Origin of the sequence: Paenimyroides tangerinum, from assembly GCF_003865405.1 — a bacterium.
GTDB classification, from domain to species: domain Bacteria; phylum Bacteroidota; class Bacteroidia; order Flavobacteriales; family Flavobacteriaceae; genus Flavobacterium; species Flavobacterium tangerinum.
Window position 1 is genome coordinate 12,446 of record NZ_RQVQ01000006.1, and the last position, 21,125, is coordinate 33,570.

Sequence of the window (21,125 nt, forward strand, 5' to 3'; positions counted from 1 at the left end):
TTTTTGATTTTACTGATTTTAGATAAATCTACTGAATATTTCGCATAAATTTTTGGATTTCATCTTTACGATTTTAAACTCGGCTATAAAGTTTATACCTTTGCAAATTAATTTTATAGCTAAAGAATATGTTTCAAGTAGGGAAAGCAATTGTTTCTGAAGATGTTTTAGAAAAAGAATTCGTTTGTAATTTGTCGGCTTGTAAAGGACAATGTTGTATTGATGGTGATGCTGGTGCGCCTTTGGATAAAGAAGAAACGGTTATTTTAGATCAGATTTATGATAAAGTAAAACCTTATTTGCGACCAGAAGGAATTGAAGCAATTGAAGCTCAAGGAAAGTGGGTAATTGGGGAAGATGGTGATTTTGAAACTACTTTGATCGAAGGTAAAGAATGTGCTTACGTTATTTTTGACGGAGCTACTGCACTTTGTGCGATTGAACAAGCATACAATGAAGGAATTGTTGAGTGGAAAAAACCAATTTCGTGTCATCTATATCCAATTCGTATTAAAGAATATTCTTCTTTTTCTGCTGTGAATTATAACAAATGGCACATTTGTGATGATGCTTGTACTTTAGGTAAAGAATTAGAAGTTCCGGTTTATAAGTTTTTGAAAGAACCACTAATTCGTAAATATGGACAATCTTGGTACACCGAATTAGAATTGGTTGCTGACGAATGGAACAAACAAAATCACTTTAAAAAGAGAAGCTGATTTTTGTAATCAATCACTGCATCACCTTGTTCTAAAATATCAGCACCGATAATACCGTGAACCGTTTTAGCTTTATAATCGGCTAATGCTGCGTTTACGTGCGAAAGGTCAAAAATTACCAAAGTGATTGCCGTTGATTTCCAAGAACCTAATTTAATTAAATTGTTTTTAGAAACTTGAGTTTCCATTCCAATTGCTCCAGCTCCAGAAGCGGTTGCTTTTGAATTTTGTGCAACAACATTGAAATGATCAATTCCTGAAAAATCAATGCAAGTTGTAGAAGCTCCAGTGTCTAAAATAAAATCACCAACGATTCCGTTTATCGAAGCTTTGATAAGAAGATGTTTGGTGTTAGAGATTTTAAATTTAATTTTTTTATATTTTTCTTGTTTTAGAACAGCTTCTAAATGAGTCATAATTCAATTTTAAAAAGATAAAAATACAACAAACAAATGATATTTACAGATACACATACACATTTATATAGTGAAGAATTTGAAAGCGACCAAGTTGAAATGATGCAACGCGCTATAGAAAATGGTGTTCAAAAATTATTTGTACCATCGATTGATTCTTCATACACAGAAAAAATGTATGATTTAAAAAACAAATATCCAGAAAATGTTCATTTGATGATGGGATTGCATCCTTGTTATGTGAAGCCAGAAACATATTTAGATGAATTGGCTTTTGTGGAGCGTGAATTAGAAAAACATAAATTCGCTGCAATTGGTGAAATTGGTGTTGATATGTATTGGGATAAATCAACATTAGCTATTCAACAAGAAGCTTTTCAAAAGCAAATTCAGTTGGCAAAAAAACATAAACTACCCATTAATATTCATTGTAGAGATGCGTTTGATGAAGTTTTTGAAGTTTTAGAAAAGGAGAAAGGTGATGATTTATTCGGAATTTTTCATTGTTTTTCCGGAAATTTAGAACAAGCTCAGAAAGCCATTTCTTACAATTTGAAATTAGGAATTGGTGGTGTTGTGACTTTCAAAAACGGAAAAGTAGATCAGTTTATAAATCAAATTCCTTTAGAACACATAGTTCTAGAAACTGACTCTCCGTATTTAGCTCCGGCTCCATATCGTGGTAAACGAAACGAAAGTGCTTATGTTGTGCTTGTTGCTGAGAAATTGGCTTCAATTTACGGTTTGTCTTTAGCGGAAATAGCAACGCAAACAAATAAAAATGCACAAGTTGTTTTTGGTGTATAAAATTTTAGTAAATTCAATAATAAATTGTTCTTTTGTGAACTTTAATAAAATATAGAAAAAGGAATGTCAAAATTTGATTCAATTCGTCATTATCACGATTCAGAAGTTCAGGAAGCATTGTCTTCGATTTTAAACCATCCGATGTTTAAATCTTTGATTGCTTTTACATTTCCTGAAAAATCTGAAACTGAATTAAAAGAAATTTTTTCTTCAATAAATAGTATTGATGATTTCCAAAGTAAATTTGTTTACCATTCTTTACAACGTGTTTTGGCTATCTCTTCTGAAGGAGTTACTACTTCTGGTTTTGAAAAATTAGATCCTGATGGCGCATATTTATATATATCAAATCATAGAGATATCTTATTAGATACAAGTTTGCTGAATGTTTTGTTGATGGAACATGGAAAGAAATTAACAGCTTCTGCAATTGGCGATAACTTAGTTAAGAAATCATTTGTTTTAGCACTTGCTAGATTAAATCGAAATTTTTTGGTTAGACGTGGACTTTCTCCTCGCGAACTTTTGATGAGTTCAAAACTAATGTCTGAATTTATTTATCATATGTTATCTGACGAAAAGCGACCAGTGTGGATTGCTCAACGAGAAGGAAGAACAAAAGATGGTAACGACGCAACAAATCCTGGTGTTTTGAAAATGATTGGAATGGCATCTGATGAAAAAGATGTAATGGATTATTTCAAAAAGCTGAAAATTGTTCCCGTTTCTATTTCTTATGAATACGACCCAACGGATAAATTGAAAATGCCACAACTTTTAGCACAATTAAAAGACGAAGTTTATATTAAAGGAAAGAACGAAGATTTCGTTAATATAATGAGTGGACTTTTGGGGCAAAAAAAGCATATTCATATTCATATTGGTGATGTTATCGATTCTGAAATAGATGTAATCAAAGAAGAATTTGATAGTTCTAATAAACAAGTACAGGCTTTAGCGAATGTTTTAGATCGCGAAATAATTTCGAATTATAAATTGTGGCCAACAAATTATATTGCTTATGATGTCGTTCATAAATCAAATAAATTTGAAAATAAATACACAGAAAACGAAAAACAAGTTTTCTTAAAGCGATTAGGTTTGCGTGTCGATAAAGAAAACGAACCTTTACTACAAGGTTTCTTGGCAATGTATTCGAATCCAGTTGTGAATAAAATGAAATATGAAAATGAATCATAAACCTGCTATTTTGCTTATTTATACCGGTGGAACCATTGGTATGATTAAAGATTTTGAAACAGGTGCATTAAAAGCATTTAATTTCGATCAATTGTTAGAACGTATTCCAGAATTACATTTGTTGGATTGTACGATTGATACTTTTTCTTTCGACAATCCAATTGATTCTTCGGATATGAATCCAAATCATTGGGTTACAATTGCTGAGGTTATAGAAACAAATTACGATTCTTTTGATGGTTTCGTGGTTCTTCATGGATCAGATACGATGTCGTATTCTGCTTCTGCTTTGAGTTTCATGCTTGAAAATTTACACAAACCTGTCATTTTTACAGGTTCTCAATTGCCAATTGGAGATTTGCGTACAGATGCAAAAGAAAACTTAATTACTGCGATTCAGGTTGCTTCTTTATGGGAAGATAATCAAGCGGTTATTAAAGAAGTTTGTTTGTATTTTGAATATAAATTATATCGTGGAAACCGAACCACAAAAATAAGTGCCGAACATTTTAGCGCTTTTACTTCACCAAATTTACCACATTTAGCAGAATCTGGAGTTCATCTTAAAGTTAATGAACGTTTGTTAGATGAGTTTTATGGAAATAAACCTTTTGCAATTCATAAAGATATGTTTGCAAACGTTATGATTCTAAAGCTTTTCCCTGGAATTTCGCAACATGTTTTGGAAGCGATTCTGAAAATTGAAAATTTAGAAGGAATCGTTTTGGAAACTTATGGTTCTGGAAATGCTCCAACCGAATGGTGGTTTATTAGTTTGTTGCAAGAAGCAATTTCGAATGGACTTCATGTTGTAAATGTTACTCAATGTTCTGGAGGAAGTGTCAATATGGGGCAATATGAAACCAGTACAGCATTAAAAGAAATAGGTGTTATTTCTGGAAAAGATATAACCACTGAGGCTGCAATTACGAAATTGATGTTTTTATTAGGAAAAAAAATCCCTCAGAATGATTTTAAAACCTATTTCGAAACATCGATATGCGGAGAAATGGAATAGTTTTTTTGCTAAAACCGATTTTTTCTGTTTTCAATTCATTTAAATTAATATTTTTCATTAAATGTTAATTTTTTTTGTTTTTTTATAATTTAGAGTATCTTCACTTTATTAAAATTATCAAAAAAATAACCCAAAAACAAACGTATGGAATTAAGCGAAATTAAATCTTGTATAGAAGTTTACCAAGATTTTATAACACATTGTACCAAAGAGAATTTTGATGATCTTTTCAAAGATGCAGATTATTGTGATTTTATTAGCAAGAATTTTAAAACTTTTCCGACTGAAAATTTAAATTTATTTTTAGGAATTAATAATTCTAAATTAGTTGGCTTTTTAGTAAATGAAAATGTTAATTATACCGATTGGACTGAGTCAACTGAAGTTTTCGAATCAGAATTTATTGCCTTTAGTGCTTTGGGATACAAAACTTTTAAAGAATATTATGAGAAAAAAGCAATTCCTGATTCAGATTGTGCTATTGATGCTTTAGAAGGTTTTGCTCGTATCGAGGCTTGGGCTTCAAAAAAAGAAGAATGGTTTTCAAAACATGTTACTGATAGAACTTTAGTCAAATATTTCGAAATTCCATCAGAAGATTATGCAAATGGTCAAGGAAATTCTTTTAACTTAGGTTTGTTACCAAATAATCAAATTGATCTGATTGTTGGAAATCCATCTGGACTATACGATTTCACAAGACCAGTTCCTCCTTTTGAGCCAAAATTCTAAAAAAATATTTTAAGCCAAATATATCTTTGATATGTTTGGCTTTTTTAACTAATGGATATGAAAAAAATTCTATTTATCTCAATAATTTCTATTTTATTAAATTCTTGTGTTGCTGCATATACTATACCAAAAGAAAGAATCTTCAAGGAGCTTCCAGAATATTCAGAAGCTACTTTAGTAATTGAACCAAATTCTTGTTCAGTTGTTAAACCTAAACAGATTTATTTAAAACCATGTACTTTTACAAAACAAAAAGATTTGAAAAAACTTGCGGCATCAATTGATGAATCTGTAAAATCAGCTGGCGGTAATGCTTATGAAATTAAAAGTTACAGATGGTTAAAATTAGATCAGCATGGAATCCGACACTTTGAAGTTATCTACGACGTTTTAAAGTGCGAATAAGTTTATTTATGTCATAAAGTCATATATTTTAAATTTTGACAGCGATTAACGCATCGGAATGGTTATTGGTATCAAAATGTAAAAAAATGACATTTCTTTGAAAATGTTTTTGAATTTTAATTAATCCATGAATTGGAAACGATTCAATAAATATAATAAGATGACAATAGAAAACAATCACGCAGTTACAGTTAATTATAAATTGCATACCATTGAAGCTAATGGAGAAAAAGTATTTGTAGAAGAAACAACAACAGAAAATCCATTGACTTACTTACATGGAGTTGGAATGATGATTCCTAAATTTGAGCAAGAGTTGTCTGGTTTAACTGTTGGAGATAAAAAATCATTTGTAATTGCTCCTGAAGAAGCTTATGGAGAAATTGATCCAAATGCTATTGCTCAATTGCCATTAGAAATGTTTCAAGAGTCAGGTTTACCACCAGTTGGCGCAATGTTACCTTTAACTGATAATGCTGGAAATGAATTTCGAGCTACAGTTGTAGAAGTTAATGATCAAGCTGTGGTTGCAGATTTAAATCATCCAATGGCAGGAAAAACGTTGAATTTCGATGTTGAAGTAATTGCTACTCGTCCAGCTACCGAAGAAGAATTAGATCATGGACATGCTCATGGAATTGACGGTACACATAGTCACTAAGAAAATTTAAATACAAAAATCAGGATAACTAAATCCTGATTTTTTTTTTTTGGAAATAAAATTTTTATTAAATCGAAAGTGAGTCTTAATTGATAATTTAATATTCAATTTTAATCTAAATTAATTTGAAACAACAACAAACAATTTAAATTATCAATATGTTTTTTTACACATAAACTATTTAATAACAAAAGTAAATTAAAAGGCATATTACAAATGCAATATGCCTTAATAATGTCATAAATGTTTTTTGGTATTTTGTATCTTTTTGGTTCCACAAATATAGAAAGCCAAAATTTAATTCATATCAGGGTTTACCCTGATTTTGCATTTCATTTTTAGTGGTTAAAACAAAAAGACCATTCAATATTGCGAAAACAACCATCCCAATTACATTTTTACATCCAATTTTTTCCATTATTTTAGAACGATGAGATTCAACTGTTTTTACTGTAATAAAAAGATTTTCTGCAATCTCTCTGGTTGATAGTTCTTTACAAATGCATATCAAAACTTCATGTTCGCGTTCAGTAAGAAAAATGTTACTCCAAGGATTTTGGTTTTTTGATTTGCTGCTGTAATATTCGTTTATTAAAAGTTGATTTTCTTCATTCATAAAAACTTTATGATGATAAACCTGTTCAATTGCTTCAAATAATTCGTTTTTATCAGTGTATTTTGGAAGAAAAGCAGAAATACTATATTTAATCATATAACCATACATTACTGAATTAAATAATGATGAAAGTACAATTATACGTAAGTCGATTTCATTTTGATTTATAATATTTAAAACTTCTAAACCTGTCATAGGTTTCATGTTTAAATCAATTAGCGCGACATCAGGTAACTCTTTCGAGTTTTTTAAATATTCTATAAAATCAACTGGATTACTAGATTTAAAAATAACTTTAAAGTTTGGATTAGTTCCTATTAATGAAGCTAATCCTTCAACAAAAAGACAATCATCGTCTAAAAGTGCAATGTTTATAATTTGTTTCATACAGCAATTATTAATTGTGTTCCTTTATTTGGTTTGGATTTTATTTTAAAAGAAGCGTTAATACTACTTAATCGGGTTTCGATTCCGGTTAAACCTAAACCTTTGTTGATGTTTTTTGCATCAAAACCAATTCCATTGTCGCTGATTACCAAAATCACACGATTTTTATAGGTTCTAAAATGAATGCTGAAAACAGTTGCTTTTGAATATTTTAAAGTATTTGTTAGTGATTCCTGAATTACTCTGTAAAGTTGAATTTCAGTTAATTTTGAATCAAATGTAATTCCAGAACGACTTAACAATTCAATTTTAAAATCTTTTGTTCTGTATTTTAAGGATAAATCTTGTAAAGTGAAAATTATTCCAATATTTTCAATTTCTACCGGAAATAAATAATGAGAAATATCACGGTTTTTGTCAATTATTTTTCGAATATCTCCTTTTATTTGTTTCACAAAATCGTCTTGTTCTGTCTCTAAATTGTTTAAATTAAGAATTACAAGGTTTAGTTTGTTACTGATTTGATCATGAAGTTCAGATGCAATTTCTTTTCGTTCTTGATCCTGAACCTTAATAATTGCATTTTTTAGATTTTGTTCGTGCTTTAGTTTTTCATCAAAAAGCGCTGTTTTTTTTTCTACTGCTTTTTTATAACTAACCTTAATTAAGGCAATTATGAAAAACAATAAAATCAAAAATATTATTAAAATGATAAATAACCAAAAAATTACATTTTCTGGACTCTTCCAAGCTTCCATATTTGATAAATTATAATACTAAAGAAAATTGATATGTTTAATGTATTAGCAAACCAAACGATATAAACACGAATATCTTTGAAATTTATTAAAATATTCATGGGTAAATATAACAATGCATTTACGACTAAGAAGAACGGTAAAGCATAGTATATTTTATTTGAAGGATCAAACGCATCTTTGTTTAATTTATCAATTATTATGACAATTGCAGCAATTAATAAAAAGATTGAGTTGATAGATCTCGAATAGGCTTGAAACATATCAAAATTTTGATAATCGATGTTTATTAATTCAAAAATATTAAACGACAACAATATCAAATATCCAATATCAAAAAAATTTCTCAATGAAAAAGTATTTGTTCTTAAAAAGCTGTAAATCAATGTTAGTTCAATGATTGCATACGTGTTTAAAAATATTAGATTACTACCAAATAATCGGGCAGATATGTAACTTAATATTTCTGTACCTAATGAAGCTATTAGTAAATATAATAAGATCCTTTTGGCGCTGTTTATTTTTTTGAAATAAAAAAAACCTATAATTATTCCAATAATTGTGATTATTGGTAATATCAATGAAAAATTGTCTATAAATACAAAATATTTTGCCATTAAAAAGATTAAAAAAAATTGAAATTTTATATTTTTAGTTTTATAAATTTAGTATTTTCTTTTAATAAAACTAACTTTGTTTTATTAAATACAAAAATACATAGAAAAATAATCGTTTAATAGATAAATCATCTAAAAATATTGAATTATTATATTCTAATTTTAGTCTTATTTTTGTGAAATAAAACGGAAAATATGCAAAATTCAAAAGATCCATTACATGGAAAAAAATTAGTTGATATTCTAGAAGAATTAGTTGACTATTATAATGGATTTGAAGGTTTAGGAAATCAAATTCAAATTAAATGTTTTACTCACGATCCGAGTATAAATTCATCCTTGAAATTTCTTAGAAAAACGCCTTGGGCTAGAGAAAAGGTTGAACTTTTATACCTTTATGTTTTAAGACAAAAAGCAAAAGCAAGTAAAACTCAAGAATAAAACCATTGAGTTTTACTTTGTTTTTAATTCTGAAATTCTCCAGAAACATAAAACCAACGGTCGCTTATTTTCTGAAAAACAGAAAGTTCTTGTTGCATTTGTTGGTTTCCATCTTCATCAATGTAAAATGCTTTGAATTCAACTTTGTTTGGAGTTGGTGTCGAAACAATTTCAAGCTTAATCCATTGATTAATTTCGCCCCATTCTTGTAAATCTTCTTTATTATGAAATTTACGTTTTGCTGGTAAAGTGGTATTTATAAGATATTCGCCATTCGGAATAGCAAACGCACTATATCTAGAGCGCATCAGAGCTTCGGCTGTTGGAGCGTTTTTTTCTTTTGTATGATAAGGTTTACAACAATTTTCGTAATTGTTTCCTGAGCAGCAAGGACATTTTAATTCAGACATAAATCAATTGTTTTGTGCAAAAATAACATATTATTTGAATGAGTAAATTTAAAATATAGCTTAGAAAAGGATGTTATGAAATGATGATAATATTTAAAATTGAAAAAAATTAATAGGATTTTTTTAATTCGATTCGTATTTTAGTAAACAATATTTTCAAGTTTAACCAACTAAAAACTTATTAAGATGATTCCAAGAGAACAAGTTGATTCCTTTTTATCAAAACAACCAAAAATTAATGTAAGTAAAACCAATTTAGAAAGCTTTTCAGCACCTTATCAAAATCTAGGATTGATTCTTCTAAATAAACGAAAATCCGAGAAGCAAACTTCGGTTGAATCATTCGTTGAACATTTTGGTAAAGATCACAACTTCAATCCGTGGGATTCTGAAGAAGGAAAGAAATTAGCATTATTGCTTTTCGGTGAGATTAGAGCTCCGTATATTTCTGATATCTGGAACTTGATGAATCAGCTTCCTTTTCAATCTGGGTATTACAGGCGTCCTTTTCGTTTTCCAGTTTCCGATGCGCATACTTCACTAAAACTTCAGATATTATCAAGTTTGTATAATACTGGAGATTCAGGAATTGCAAAGTTGTCAATTAAAGAACAGATTCAATATTCGAGTTATTTTCCCTATCAAGAATTCGGCATTTTTTTAGCTGCAGTTTTAGAGAAGTATCAAAGCGAATATTTTCCATTATTAGAAGAAATTATTTTAGGTGAAGATGAAATAGGTGGTGTTTCAAGAGAAATTATCAAAGGTTTAATGATTTCGGAGAATCCAGAAAATCATCTTTTGGTCGAAAAATTGCTTATAGCGGCTCAGTTACAAGAAGGTTTGAGACAAACTATTTTAGAAACCCTAGATTTTACTTCCATTGTTGCATTAAAGCGATTCATCAAAGTTATTCTTGAAAATAATTTATCACGTTTCAGTAGCGTTGTTCGTGCTGTTGACACATGGTTTGGTTTTGGTTGGGAAGCTCCAAAAGCGGCTACTGTTAAACGTATTTTAGAATTAGCAGATTTGTATTTGAATGACCAATCGCTAGTTGCAGACGCTTTAAAAAGCAAAGACAATTTAGAGGTTTACGTGGCGCTTTGGTCCAAAGGAATTTATAATGTTGAAGAGGCAAATGTTCTGGCTTTTGATTTATTTTTTGATGAAAAAACAGACAAAATTAAAAGATTGGTTTGTATGTTTTTTGTTAACGAAACCAAGCGAACTAGAACTGAAATCGTTGATTATGCCGAAAAACATTTAGGCGAAGATATCGAAATCGATTATTGGATGTTGAATAATTTTCCAAATTTCGAACTTTCTGATTCTTTATTTGAGAAAATGAAAGCTTGTGCTGATTCACTACCAAATGACGGAAAAACTTTCGAAGAGCGCGGTTTTTCTTGGGTGAAATATACCATTAGGCCTAGCTTTTTCTATGAAAAAATTCTGGATAATGCCAAAGAAAATCAATTAATAGAACTTTCTCATGATTTGAGCAAAATTTCTTCGGATGTACGCGAAAAATTTATGCGTAAGATTTTCCCAAATCATTATACCTATAGCTGGTATTATGGAAATTCAAATAAAGACAAAACTGCTGATATTGTTTTAGAAGAAAATTCGTGGAAACGAAATATGGCTCGTCAAGCTATTTCAGACAGAAATGCTTCGGTTGCTGCAACCGGAATTGCTTTGTTCAAAAAAATGGAATTGTTTGATGAAGATTTTGAAATTTTAGAGAATTTATTGAGTCGAAAAGGTAAAGATTTGCGAAAGGCAAGTATTGAAATTTTAGTAACTCAATCTGATGAGCAAGTTCAGAAAAGCACCCAAAAATTAGTAAATTCAGCAAATGTTGATCAACGTTTAGCAGGTTTAGAAATGCTAACAATTTTGGATGAATCAGAACGTTTGGAGTCTTTCGTTTCGGATCAAATTGAAACTTATAAACTGAGAAAATTATCAAAAAATGAACAAGTTTTTATTGATAAACTATCCAAAGTTACTACCGAATATAATTACCTAAATGGTTTCGGTGCCATAAATTATGAACATTTGACACCTTTGGTTTTACCAACCGAAAGATTCAAAAGACCAAAGAAATTATTCGGTTTGATTCCTACTTCAGGATTTTTGTTTAAAGATTTAATTAAAGTTGAGAAAACGGTTAAAGAGGTAAATAAATTGATTGATATTTTCGAACAAAATAAAAATTACGAATATCAATACGAAGGTTATCAAGGTGAAATTGAAACAACCATTTTAAATAATCGTTTAGAGCATACCAACAAAGTCACCGAAGATGATACGACCGAAGAACGCTTGGATAAATTACCCTTAGCAGAACTTTGGAAAGATTGGTATCACAAGTCAAAATTAAATGATTTTGAAATGTTCACTATCGCTCATTTTTGCAGATTACATTATGACGAAAGAGTAAAAAATCCAAAACTTTTTGATTTTAAACAAAATTATTTACCAAAGTTTGAAGGTCTTAATTTCGATAGAGGGAATTATTTTTGGAATAGTAGAACTCGTAAGATTGTTGAAATTATTGAACATTTAACAGAAGCTTATGCTGACAAAAAAATGCTTTTGTCATACAAATTAGATGTATTCGAGGATGTTGTTTTCCATTTTCCTGAAGAATGTAAAACAATCAAATACAATGATGGAAGCTATTATTCTAAAACACATTGGACATCAATTATTTCTAGTTTAACTTACTATATTAATGAGCAAGAAACAAACTATTTAGATTTAGAGCAGAAGTTGAGATTGTGGAATTTGCAACGATATATTTTAGCTCAAGAAATTGCACAACCTGAGAAAATAGAAAAGATTCAAGAAGTTGTTCCTTATTTAGCGAAAGTTTTACATCCTGAAAAACAGAATGATTTAGAATCACCATATCCGACTTTGACCTTGACTTTGTTCAACGAAGGAAAAATTGGAAAAGATGATATGTTGTTCCTTTCTCTTTTGAATAAAGATTTTTTCTACCTTTTAGATGGCGGACAGAATTATTACACCAAAAGATTAGAAAACTTTGAAATTCCGAAGTTGAACGAAACCCTTAAAAAGAATTTGCTTCAAGTTGAACTTGAACGTGGTGAATTACCTACTGAAGCTTCTATTTACATAAAAAACATGAGTGAAATCGAACGGATGCAATATTTCTTTGAAGTGCTTCAGCGAATGGGAAAAGATAATTTTGACCGCGGTTATTCTTATGGAAGCGATGTTTCTAAAAAATATACTTTCAGCAGAATTTTAAAATTGTGTGAAGCTTCAGATGTCGATACATATAATCAATTTGCAAAAGAATTAAGCGAAAGCAAATTCGACAAAAAACGATTGGTCGAAACTTCTTGTTATGCGACTCAATGGGCAGATTGGATTGGTGATTATCTGAAAATAAAAAGCCTTAAAGAAGCAGTTTGGTGGTTTTTAGCTCATACAACAGATTATATGAATGCCGAAAAGGAAACCATTATTTCTCGATATTCAAATGTTCCAAAAAATGATTTTCAACAGGGTGCGATTGATATTGAATGGTTTCATCGTGTATATTCCAACTTAGGAAAGACAAATTGGAAATTGGTTCACGAAGCAGCGAAATATCTTTCGGACGGTATGGGGTATCGTCGCGTGAAAATATATTCATCTGTGATGTTGGGCGAAATCAAAATTACAGAAACCTTAGCAAAAGTTACAGAGAAACGTGATAAAGACTACGTTATGGCTTTGGGATTAGTTCCGATTAGCAAAGCAAATCCAGAAGCAGATTTGTTGAAACGTTATAATTTGCTGCAAAATTTCCTGAAAGAAAGTAAACAATTCGGTGCGCAAAGAAGAGAAAGTGAAAAAAATGCTGTTGAAATTGGGTTAGATAACTTGGCAAGAAATGCCGGTTATGAAGATAGTATTCGTTTCAGTTGGGCAATGGAAGGTAAAGCGACTCAGAAAATCATGGAGAATTCGTTGCTTTCATTAGATGAAGAAACGTCTGTCGAATTAAAAATCGATGAAGAAGGAAAAGCAGATTTGTTTGTTAGTAAAAATGGTAAAGAACAGAAATCTATTCCTGCAAAATTCAAAAAAGATAAACGTTTAGATGATTTAAAGGAAGGGAAAACTTATTTGAATAAACAGTTTTCTCGTACCAAACAATCGTTAGAAAATGCCATGTTACGTCGTGATTCGTTTTCGATGCATGAATTGTCTAAAATCATGGAGCATCCAATTGTAAAGGCGATGTTGAGTAAATTGGTTTTGATTAATCTGAAAAACAATGATTCTGGTTTTTGGAAAGATGGACAGATTATCAATTTGGATGGAAAGGCAATTAAAATCAAAGAAGATGATGCCTTTGTGATTGCGCATTCGGTTCATTTGTACAATGCGGTTCAATGGGATTTGTATCAGAAATATGTGTTTGATAATGAAATCGTTCAACCCTTCAAACAGATTTTTCGTGAATTATATGTTCCTACAAAAGATGAAATCGAACATAGCAATCGTTCAGAACGCTATCAAGGACATCAAATTCAGCCAAACAAAACTGTTGCATTATTGCGTGGTCGAGGTTGGACGGTGAATTACGAAGAAGGTTTGCAAAAAGTATTTCATAAGGAAGGAATTTGGGTTACACTTTATGCGATGGCAGATTGGTATTCGCCTTCGGATGTCGAAGCTCCAACTTTAGAATATGTTTGTTTTCATTCATTAGATGATAACAAAATAGTTCCCTTGACTGAAATTGACCCTGTTATTTTTAGTGAAGTGATGCGTGATGTGGATTTGGTTGTAAGTGTGGCACATGTTGGTGGAGTTGACCCTGAAGCAAGTCACAGCTCTATGCAAATGCGAGGTGTTTTAGCCAGAGAATCGGCTCGTTTGTTTAAACTTGATAACATTGAGGTTAAAGAACGTCATATTCTTATCAAAGGTAAATTAGGTGAATATTCGATTCATTTGGGTAGTGGTTTGGTAAGTAGAAATGGCTTGCAAATATCAATCATTCCAGTTCATAGTCAACACAGAGGACGAATGTTTTTACCTTTTGTAGATGATGACCCAAAATCAGCAGAAATTATTACCAAAATGCGATTCTTGGCTCAAGATGATAAAATCAAAGATCCTACGATTTTAGCGCAAATCAATAAATAAAATAATAATTTTGAATAGGATTAAACGGTTTGATAAAGCTGTTTAATCCTATTTTAAATAATGGAATATATGTCGATATTAACTTTACAATTAAAACGATTAGGAAAAAAGAAAATTCATCTATTAGAGTTTGAAATCGAAAAGCAACCTCAAACGCTGAAAGAGCTAATTGAACAGTGTGTTAAAAGCGAAGTAAAACGATACAACGAAAAACGTGAAGAAATAAAATTGATGTCTTTTCTTTCGCCAAAGGATATTCAAGAACAATCCGAAACGGGTAAAATTGGTTTTGGCGATCTTGAAAATAGGGAATTAGCTCAAGTTGATGAAGCCATTGCAAATGCGTTGTTGGCTTTTGAAGATGGCTTATATGTTGTCTTTGTGGATGATGAAGAAATTAAATCTTTTGAACAATCAATTGACCTAAAACCAGATTCGGTTATTGCTTTTATCCGATTAACTTTTTTGACTGGTACTTATTGGTAGAGAGTTGCTTTTTTACCTTCTGTTATTTTAATAAATCCCGAACTTCCATAAGCGCAAATCCTAATAAATTTTCACCTTGCCATAAATATGGATTTTTTGCATCTTGATTTTCTGCCGTAAGTCCAATTCCCCAAATGTTATCAACAGGACTTGCTTCTACTAAAATTTGATTTTTAGTGTTTAAGAGAAATGTTTTAAGTTTTTCATTCTGTTTGAATTTATGCAAGTTTCCTTCTACCACAATTTTATATTTGTACGCGTCCCAAACTTCTTGTTTGAAATTCGTAATCTGTCTTCCTAATTCTTTGACTTTTCCTTGCTTTTTAGTGATTAAGATTTCATCGTGAATTTCGATATTATTAAAAAGTTTTGCTTTTTCTGCCATCATATAATGTTCAGCAGTAAAATAGATGATGTCGTTTATTGCAAAATCAGATTCATACCATTGGCTCAAACAAGCTTTAGTAACGTGATTTTTATTTTCTGTATGACCCCAAAAGAATAGTAAATCTAAATTTTCAGCATCATCAAAATGTTTTTTTGTTTGTTCTAAGTCGTGTTTCATAGGTTGGTTTTTAAATATTTAAAATAGAAAATAATATTGAATTTACTAAAAAAAGTACTAGTTATCTCTGTTCTAAATTTCTTGAAATAAAAAAACCGTTCAACTTACGCCAAACGGTTTTCTAATATTTAAAATCGCGTATCGAAACTTCTAAAAGACTACAACGGTATATTACCGTGTTTTCTGTTAGGAGTTGCAACTTCTTTGTTTTCTAACATTTTGAAAGCTTTGATTAACTTTCTACGTGTATCTTGTGGGAAGATTACCTCATCAATAAATCCACGTTGAGCAGCACTATATGGATTAGCAAATTTCTCAGCATATTCTGCTTCTCTTTCTGCTAATTTAGCCGCTGGGTCAGCTGCTTCTGCAATCTCACGTTTAAAGATAATTTCTGATGCTCCTTTAGCTCCCATTACTGCAATTTCTGCACCTGGCCAAGCAAAGTTCATATCAGCTCCAATGTGTTTAGAGTTCATTACGTCATAAGCTCCACCATAAGCTTTACGAGTAATTACTGTTACTTTCGGAACAGTAGCTTCTGATAAAGCGTATAATAATTTAGCTCCGTGAACAATAATTCCGTTCCATTCTTGGTCAGTTCCTGGTAAGAAACCTGGTACATCAACTAATACTAATAATGGAATGTTGAATGCATCACAGAAACGTACGAAACGTGCTGATTTAATAGATGAATTCACATCTAAACATCCAGCTAAGAACATTGGGTTGTTTGCAACGATACCAACTGATTTTCCAGCGACACGAGCAAATCCAACGATGATGTTTTCAGCATAATTTTTGTGAATTTCAAAGAATGAATCTTCATCGATAACGTTGTTGATTACATCGTGCATATCGTAAGGTTTGTTCGCATTATCAGGAACAATTGTATTCAATTGATCGCGTAATTCGTTTCCTAATTCGTATGGTAAATCTTCAACTGTTTCTTGGTTGTTTTGAGGAATGTAACTTAATAAACGTTTTACGTCTTCTAAACATTCAACATCATTTGTAGAAGTTGTATGTGCAACTCCAGATTTTGTAGAATGCGTAGATGCTCCACCTAATTCTTCAGCTGTAACCGTTTCGTTCGTAACCGTTTTAACAACGTTTGGTCCTGTTACAAACATATATGAAGATCCTTCAACCATCATAGTGAAATCGGTCATCGCAGGAGAATAAACTGCTCCACCAGCACAAGGTCCCATAATCGCTGAAATTTGAGGAATAACTCCTGAAGCTTGAACATTACGGAAGAAGATATCTGCATATCCTCCTAACGAACGAACTCCTTCTTGAATACGAGCTCCACCAGAATCGTTTAAACCAATCATTGGCGCACCAACTTTTAATGCCATATCCATTACTTTACAGATTTTCTCTGCGTGTGTTTCAGATAAAGCACCACCGAAAACTGTAAAATCTTGTGCGAAAGCGTAAACTAAACGACCGTTTACTGTTCCGTAACCTGTAATAACTCCATCACCTAAATAATATTCTTTATCTAAGCCGAAATCTTTCGTACGGTGCGTTACAAATGCTCCAATTTCTTCGAAAGATCCTTCGTCAAAGAAGTATTCAATACGCTCACGAGCTGTTAATTTCTTTTTTCCGTGTTGCGATGCAATACGTTTTTCACCTCCGCCTAATTTAGCTTCGGCTAATTTTTTATTTAAAATATCGAATTTTGAATTTGATTCCATTTGTTTTCTTTTTTAGTTTAAGTTTTATGAACTTTAGATTTTCAAACTTTAAACTTTAGACTATAATTTTGTTGGTACGCGTAAAACTTCTTGATCTGCAAAATATTGTTTTAAAGCAATTAAAGCTGCTATTTCAGCTTCTTTTGTTTGAGCTTCTTTAATGATATCTGCGCTGTAGAACTTCTTAACAAAATTTGTATCGAAATCACCAGAAACAAATGCATCGTGTTCAAATACAAAAGTTCCGAATGGTAAAGTTGTACTTACTCCTTCGATTTTATAATCTTGAATTGCTTTTAACATTAATTGAATCGCTTCGTTACGGTCTTTACCGTAAGTGATCAATTTAGACAACATTGGATCGTAATAAATTGGCACATCCATACCTTGTTCAAAACCATTATCAACACGCACACCTTCACCAGTTGGTAAAATGTAAGTTTCTAAATTTCCTACAGATGGTAAGAAATCGTTTAATGGATCTTCTGCATAAACACGTAATTCTAATGCGTGACCTTTGATTTGTAAATCGTCTTGAGTGATTGGTAACACTTCGCCACGAGCTACACGAATTTGCATTTCAACTAAGTCAATTCCTGTAATTAATTCGGTAACAGGGTGCTCTACTTGTAAACGCGTATTCATTTCTAAGAAATAGAAATTTTTATTTTCGTCTAATAAGAATTCAACGGTACCAGCTCCAACGTAATCACAAGATTTAGCAACTTTTACAGCAGCTTCACCCATTGCTTTACGAATTTCTGGAGTTAAAACAGCAGAAGGAGCTTCTTCAACCACTTTTTGGTGACGACGTTGAACCGAACATTCACGTTCGAATAAATACACTACGTTTCCGTGTGTATCTGCCATAACTTGAATTTCGATGTGACGTGGAGATGCAACGAATTTTTCAATGAAAACCGATCCGTCTCCGAAAGCTGAAGTTGCTTCAGAAATTGCACGTTGCATTTGAGATTCGAAATCTTCTTCTTTTTCAACAACACGCATTCCTTTTCCACCTCCACCAGCAGAAGCTTTGATTAAAATTGGGAAACCAACTTCTTTAGCTACTTGTTTCGCTTCATCGATATCTATGATTGCGTGGTCTAAACCAGGAACCATAGGAATATCATATCCTTTTACAGTTTCTTTCGCAGCTAATTTATCTCCCATTACGCGCATTGCGTGCGATTTTGGTCCGATGAAAGTGATATTATTTTTCTCAGCTAATTCAGCAAAAGTTGAATTTTCTGATAAGAATCCATATCCAGGGTGAATTCCATCGACATTTAATTCTTTACAAACTTCGATAATTTTATCTCCTAAAAGGTATGATTGATTTGAAGGCGCTTCACCAATACAAACTGCTTCGTCAGCAAATTTTACGTGAGGCGATTGACGGTCTGCAACCGAATAAACAGCAACGGTTTTGATTCCCATTTTCTTTGCTGTTTTCATTACGCGTAGTGCAATTTCACCACGGTTAGCAACTAATATTTTTTTCATTTGATTATTCGAATTCAATTAATAATTGGCCTTTATCTACAGCTTGTCCTTTTTCAACAGCGATAGATTTAATTACTCCTGAACGTGGTGAATCAAAACTGTTCTCCATTTTCATAGCTTCAAGAATTAACAAGTTGTCTCCTTCTTGAACTTCTTGACCAACCGTAACGTTTATTTCTAAAATTAAACCTGGCATTGGAGCTTTAATAGCATTAACTATTTTAGCTTTTCCAACTTCAAATCCCATTTCTTTAATCAATTGGTCTAATTGATTTGCGATAGAAACTACGTATTCATTATTATTGATAACCACCGTGTATTTCTTGTTTATGAAATCCGATGAAACCACTTCTGCTTTGTATGAAGTGTTGTTGTGCAATAGATGGTAGTTAGCCGCATCTAAAGAAACAGCATCCAATTCTGTAATTTGTTTTTCTGTAATTTCAAAATTATTTGCTTGGTTTACAGAAACTTTAAATGTGTTGTTCATTTTTTTAGGTTAAATTAAAAATGTAAAATTCCTCAAATTTCATAAATTATTTGAATTTTACCTAATCTTATTTTATAAAAATCTAATAATTAAATGATTATAATAATTTTGTTTCAAATGAATTTGGGGAATATTTGAGATTATTACTATAAAATCAATAAATTTTAAGAAATTAATATTGTATGTAAAATTAAAACTTAGAATATACTTTATTTTAATAAAAATTTCATATTTGTTCTTGGAGAGCTTTTTTATAAGTTTCCAATGCTTTTAAGCGTGCTTCCTTATGATCTACAATTCTTTGAATAAATATATTGTTTTGATATTCAGGTAACCATAAATTTATGTATTCGAATTTTGAATCGAATTTTTTCACTTGCTCATCCGGATTAAAAATTCTGAAATACGGAGCCGCATCGCAACCACAACCTGCTGCCCATTGCCAATTTCCGTTATTCAAAGCCAAATCGTAATCGTTTAGTTTTTGAGCAAAATAAGCTTCGCCCCAACGCCAGTCGATTAATAAATGTTTGGTTAAAAAACTTGCAACTAACATTCGTACGCGATTGTGCATAAATCCAGTCTGATTCAATTCACGCATTCCAGCGTCAACCAAAGCATAGCCTGTTTCTCCTTTACACCATTTTTCAAAAAAATTCTCATTGTTTTCCCACGGGATGGCATCGTATTTTGGTTTGAACGAATTCTTTTCAACGTGAGGAAAATGAAATAAAATTTGCATAAAAAAGTCACGCCAAATCAATTGATTCAACCAAGTTTCGTTTGACCTTCTTGCAAAATCGATACATTTTCGAACAGAAATAGTTCCAAAACGAAGCGCTATTCCTAAATGAGTGGTGTGGTTTTTAGCAGGAAAATCTCGATGCTCATTATAATCACCAATAATATCAATTTTTAAAGTTGGTTCTGAAAATTGCATATCTGTTTTAGTAAAACCAATTTCATCTAAAGAAAATTTTCTGAAATCTAACTTTTGAACTAATTGATTTAAATAGCTTTCAGAATCGTAATAGGGTAAACCTTTATCGTTTAAAAGCAATTTCCATTTTTTAGAATATGGCGTAAAAACGGTATAAGGCGTATTATCTGCTTTTAGAATATCATATTTTTCAAATCGGCCTTGATCTTTATACGAATGAAAATCGATAGATTGTGTTTTTAGAAAATTTTCAACTTCAAAATCTCGATGTATTGCTTTTGGTTCGTAATCGTGATTGCAAAAAACTTTTTCTATATTATATTTAGAAACTAATTCTTCAAAAGCTTTAATAGGTGTTTTATAGAAATGTTCAATTCCAGAATTAAATTGAGCTAGTTTTTTATCTATATTTTGCAACGCTTGATGAATGTAATCGACACGGCGATCGTATTTATTTTCAAATCGATTTAAAATCTTCGGATCGAAAATAAAAATAGGTAAAACTTTATATCCAGATGTTAATGCCTGAAAAAAACCGTGATTGTCTTCGATTCGTAAATCACGACGAAACCAAAAAATAGCTATTTTTTCTTTATTCATTTTCGAAATGTTTTTGGATTTGTTTTGTTCTAAATTCAAACAATTGGTCTACTTTTTTCTTAACTACAATACGATGAACAAAATCTCCTAATCTTCCGAAAGGTAATTCATAAGTAATGATGTCTTTCATAAGCACTCCATTTTCCACCTTTTCAAAAGTGTGTAAATGATGCCATTTTTTATATGGTCCTTTGATTTGTATATCGATAAAACTTTTGTTTTTTTCTACTGAAATGATTTTTGTTTTCCATTTTAAAGGAATACGAAAAAGGGGTGAAACCCAATAAGAGATGATTAAATCGGTATGAATTTGTTCTGGGAGATTTGTTGTTAAAGTACGAAAATGCATTTCTGTTGGAGTCAATGAATTGATGTGTTTTGGATTGCTAAAATAATTCCAAACGGAATCAATATCGCTTTTTATGAATTGCTCGTTTTCGAAGGTGTAAATCATTTGATAAAAT

The 21,125-nt window shown here is 31.1% G+C and carries 21 protein-coding genes; 10 read left to right on the plus strand and 11 right to left on the minus strand.

The window, feature by feature from the left end; translation table 11 throughout:
- The first annotated feature begins 128 nt into the window (after window positions 1-128).
- Window positions 129-719 (plus strand): DUF3109 family protein, encoded by a 591-nt coding sequence (locus EG240_RS03385; protein ID WP_125017433.1) that lies wholly within the window; start codon window positions 129-131, stop codon window positions 717-719.
- Here the strand turns inward: EG240_RS03385 and EG240_RS03390 are convergent.
- A complete protein-coding gene (locus EG240_RS03390) occupies window positions 698-1,135 on the minus strand; it encodes a retropepsin-like aspartic protease (RefSeq protein WP_125017435.1) in 438 nt (145 codons plus the stop codon). The two genes, EG240_RS03385 and EG240_RS03390, sit on opposite strands and share 22 nt — an antisense overlap.
- A 36-nt stretch (window positions 1,136-1,171) precedes the next feature.
- Between EG240_RS03390 and EG240_RS03395 the strand changes: the two genes are divergently transcribed.
- The 6 genes from EG240_RS03395 (at window position 1,172) to EG240_RS03420 (ending at window position 5,958) form a co-directional block, all read left to right on the plus strand.
- Window positions 1,172-1,942 (plus strand): TatD family hydrolase, encoded by a 771-nt coding sequence (locus tag EG240_RS03395; RefSeq protein ID WP_125017437.1) that lies wholly within the window; start codon window positions 1,172-1,174, stop codon window positions 1,940-1,942.
- Window positions 1,943-2,005: 63 nt separating this feature from the next.
- On the plus strand, window positions 2,006-3,142 hold the full coding sequence (locus EG240_RS03400; RefSeq protein ID WP_125017439.1) for a 1-acyl-sn-glycerol-3-phosphate acyltransferase: 1,137 nt from the start codon (window positions 2,006-2,008) through the stop codon (window positions 3,140-3,142).
- Window positions 3,132-4,160 (plus strand): asparaginase, encoded by a 1,029-nt coding sequence (locus EG240_RS03405; RefSeq protein ID WP_125017441.1) that lies wholly within the window; start codon window positions 3,132-3,134, stop codon window positions 4,158-4,160. Before EG240_RS03400 ends, EG240_RS03405 begins: the two co-directional genes overlap by 11 nt.
- A gap of 144 nt (window positions 4,161-4,304) precedes the next feature.
- Window positions 4,305-4,892 carry a hypothetical protein gene (locus tag EG240_RS03410; protein ID WP_125017443.1) on the plus strand — a complete coding sequence of 196 codons (588 nt, stop codon included), beginning with the start codon at window positions 4,305-4,307 and terminating at the stop codon, window positions 4,890-4,892.
- Window positions 4,893-4,949: 57 nt separating this feature from the next.
- Window positions 4,950-5,297 carry a hypothetical protein gene (locus EG240_RS03415; RefSeq protein WP_125017445.1) on the plus strand — a complete coding sequence of 116 codons (348 nt, stop codon included), beginning with the start codon at window positions 4,950-4,952 and terminating at the stop codon, window positions 5,295-5,297.
- A gap of 160 nt (window positions 5,298-5,457) precedes the next feature.
- The gene (locus EG240_RS03420; RefSeq protein WP_125017447.1) at window positions 5,458-5,958 is read left to right on the plus strand and encodes an FKBP-type peptidyl-prolyl cis-trans isomerase; all 501 of its coding nucleotides are present in this window, start codon (window positions 5,458-5,460) and stop codon (window positions 5,956-5,958) included.
- Between the two features lie 307 nt (window positions 5,959-6,265).
- Here EG240_RS03420 and EG240_RS03425 read toward each other — a convergent pair whose 3' ends face one another.
- From EG240_RS03425 to EG240_RS16440, 3 genes are read right to left on the minus strand one after another with little or no spacing between them, the layout of a single operon-like run.
- Window positions 6,266-6,961, minus strand: a complete 696-nt coding sequence (locus EG240_RS03425) for a response regulator transcription factor (protein ID WP_125017449.1) — start codon at window positions 6,959-6,961, stop codon at window positions 6,266-6,268.
- A complete protein-coding gene (locus EG240_RS03430) occupies window positions 6,958-7,719 on the minus strand; it encodes a sensor histidine kinase (protein ID WP_125017451.1) in 762 nt (253 codons plus the stop codon). The genes EG240_RS03425 and EG240_RS03430 overlap by 4 nt, the downstream gene beginning before the upstream one ends.
- Complete coding sequence (locus EG240_RS16440) at window positions 7,689-8,069, minus strand: hypothetical protein (RefSeq protein WP_158611978.1); 381 nt, start codon at window positions 8,067-8,069, stop codon at window positions 7,689-7,691. Before EG240_RS16440 ends, EG240_RS03430 begins: the two co-directional genes overlap by 31 nt.
- Before the next feature lie 462 nt (window positions 8,070-8,531).
- Here EG240_RS16440 and EG240_RS03440 point away from each other — a divergent pair, with 462 nt between their 5' ends.
- Entirely contained in the window at window positions 8,532-8,777 is a 246-nt protein-coding gene (locus EG240_RS03440; protein WP_125017455.1) for a VF530 family protein, read from the plus strand.
- A gap of 23 nt (window positions 8,778-8,800) precedes the next feature.
- Here EG240_RS03440 and EG240_RS03445 read toward each other — a convergent pair whose 3' ends face one another.
- Complete coding sequence (locus tag EG240_RS03445) at window positions 8,801-9,187, minus strand: YchJ family protein (RefSeq protein ID WP_125017457.1); 387 nt, start codon at window positions 9,185-9,187, stop codon at window positions 8,801-8,803.
- A gap of 186 nt (window positions 9,188-9,373) precedes the next feature.
- Between EG240_RS03445 and EG240_RS03450 the strand changes: the two genes are divergently transcribed.
- Window positions 9,374-14,368 carry a DUF4132 domain-containing protein gene (locus EG240_RS03450; protein ID WP_125017459.1) on the plus strand — a complete coding sequence of 1,665 codons (4,995 nt, stop codon included), beginning with the start codon at window positions 9,374-9,376 and terminating at the stop codon, window positions 14,366-14,368.
- Between the two features lie 60 nt (window positions 14,369-14,428).
- Window positions 14,429-14,854 (plus strand): hypothetical protein, encoded by a 426-nt coding sequence (locus tag EG240_RS03455; RefSeq protein WP_235830326.1) that lies wholly within the window; start codon window positions 14,429-14,431, stop codon window positions 14,852-14,854.
- A gap of 22 nt (window positions 14,855-14,876) precedes the next feature.
- On the opposite strand, the gene EG240_RS03460 is transcribed toward EG240_RS03455, so the two are convergent.
- The 6 genes from EG240_RS03460 to EG240_RS03485 all read right to left on the minus strand — a co-directional run bounded on the left by EG240_RS03460 (window position 14,877) and on the right by EG240_RS03485 (window position 21,115).
- The gene (locus EG240_RS03460) at window positions 14,877-15,419 is read right to left on the minus strand and encodes an NADAR family protein (RefSeq protein ID WP_125017463.1); all 543 of its coding nucleotides are present in this window, start codon (window positions 15,417-15,419) and stop codon (window positions 14,877-14,879) included.
- Window positions 15,420-15,577: 158 nt separating this feature from the next.
- Window positions 15,578-17,125, minus strand: a complete 1,548-nt coding sequence (locus tag EG240_RS03465; protein WP_125017465.1) for an acyl-CoA carboxylase subunit beta — start codon at window positions 17,123-17,125, stop codon at window positions 15,578-15,580.
- Between the two features lie 60 nt (window positions 17,126-17,185).
- On the minus strand, window positions 17,186-18,631 hold the full coding sequence (gene accC, locus EG240_RS03470; protein ID WP_125017467.1) for an acetyl-CoA carboxylase biotin carboxylase subunit: 1,446 nt from the start codon (window positions 18,629-18,631) through the stop codon (window positions 17,186-17,188).
- A gap of 4 nt (window positions 18,632-18,635) precedes the next feature.
- Window positions 18,636-19,121 carry an acetyl-CoA carboxylase biotin carboxyl carrier protein subunit gene (locus tag EG240_RS03475; protein ID WP_125017469.1) on the minus strand — a complete coding sequence of 162 codons (486 nt, stop codon included), beginning with the start codon at window positions 19,119-19,121 and terminating at the stop codon, window positions 18,636-18,638.
- Window positions 19,122-19,347: 226 nt separating this feature from the next.
- Window positions 19,348-20,661, minus strand: a complete 1,314-nt coding sequence (locus EG240_RS03480; protein ID WP_125017471.1) for a cryptochrome/photolyase family protein — start codon at window positions 20,659-20,661, stop codon at window positions 19,348-19,350.
- Window positions 20,654-21,115: an SRPBCC family protein gene (locus EG240_RS03485; RefSeq protein WP_125017474.1), complete on the minus strand. Its 462-nt coding sequence runs from the start codon at window positions 21,113-21,115 to the stop codon at window positions 20,654-20,656. The genes EG240_RS03480 and EG240_RS03485 overlap by 8 nt, the downstream gene beginning before the upstream one ends.
- Between the last annotated feature and the right edge of the window lie 10 nt (window positions 21,116-21,125).

Bases quoted from the DNA above. Each gene is read 5' to 3' on its own strand.
- EG240_RS03385 (WP_125017433.1), top strand. From the start codon at position 129: ATGTTTCAAGTAGGGAAAGCAATTGTTTCTGAAGATGTTTTAGAAAAA.
- EG240_RS03390 (WP_125017435.1), bottom strand. From the start codon at position 1,135: ATGACTCATTTAGAAGCTGTTCTAAAACAAGAAAAATATAAAAAAATT.
- EG240_RS03395 (WP_125017437.1), top strand. From the start codon at position 1,172: ATGATATTTACAGATACACATACACATTTATATAGTGAAGAATTTGAA.
- EG240_RS03400 (WP_125017439.1), top strand. From the start codon at position 2,006: ATGTCAAAATTTGATTCAATTCGTCATTATCACGATTCAGAAGTTCAG.
- EG240_RS03405 (WP_125017441.1), top strand. From the start codon at position 3,132: ATGAATCATAAACCTGCTATTTTGCTTATTTATACCGGTGGAACCATT.
- EG240_RS03410 (WP_125017443.1), top strand. From the start codon at position 4,305: ATGGAATTAAGCGAAATTAAATCTTGTATAGAAGTTTACCAAGATTTT.
- EG240_RS03415 (WP_125017445.1), top strand. From the start codon at position 4,950: ATGAAAAAAATTCTATTTATCTCAATAATTTCTATTTTATTAAATTCT.
- EG240_RS03420 (WP_125017447.1), top strand. From the start codon at position 5,458: ATGACAATAGAAAACAATCACGCAGTTACAGTTAATTATAAATTGCAT.
- EG240_RS03425 (WP_125017449.1), bottom strand. From the start codon at position 6,961: ATGAAACAAATTATAAACATTGCACTTTTAGACGATGATTGTCTTTTT.
- EG240_RS03430 (WP_125017451.1), bottom strand. From the start codon at position 7,719: ATGGAAGCTTGGAAGAGTCCAGAAAATGTAATTTTTTGGTTATTTATC.
- EG240_RS03440 (WP_125017455.1), top strand. From the start codon at position 8,532: ATGCAAAATTCAAAAGATCCATTACATGGAAAAAAATTAGTTGATATT.
- EG240_RS03445 (WP_125017457.1), bottom strand. From the start codon at position 9,187: ATGTCTGAATTAAAATGTCCTTGCTGCTCAGGAAACAATTACGAAAAT.
- EG240_RS03450 (WP_125017459.1), top strand. From the start codon at position 9,374: ATGATTCCAAGAGAACAAGTTGATTCCTTTTTATCAAAACAACCAAAA.
- EG240_RS03455 (WP_235830326.1), top strand. From the start codon at position 14,429: ATGGAATATATGTCGATATTAACTTTACAATTAAAACGATTAGGAAAA.
- EG240_RS03460 (WP_125017463.1), bottom strand. From the start codon at position 15,419: ATGAAACACGACTTAGAACAAACAAAAAAACATTTTGATGATGCTGAA.
- EG240_RS03465 (WP_125017465.1), bottom strand. From the start codon at position 17,125: ATGGAATCAAATTCAAAATTCGATATTTTAAATAAAAAATTAGCCGAA.
- accC (WP_125017467.1), bottom strand. From the start codon at position 18,631: ATGAAAAAAATATTAGTTGCTAACCGTGGTGAAATTGCACTACGCGTA.
- EG240_RS03475 (WP_125017469.1), bottom strand. From the start codon at position 19,121: ATGAACAACACATTTAAAGTTTCTGTAAACCAAGCAAATAATTTTGAA.
- EG240_RS03480 (WP_125017471.1), bottom strand. From the start codon at position 20,661: ATGAATAAAGAAAAAATAGCTATTTTTTGGTTTCGTCGTGATTTACGA.
- EG240_RS03485 (WP_125017474.1), bottom strand. From the start codon at position 21,115: ATGATTTACACCTTCGAAAACGAGCAATTCATAAAAAGCGATATTGAT.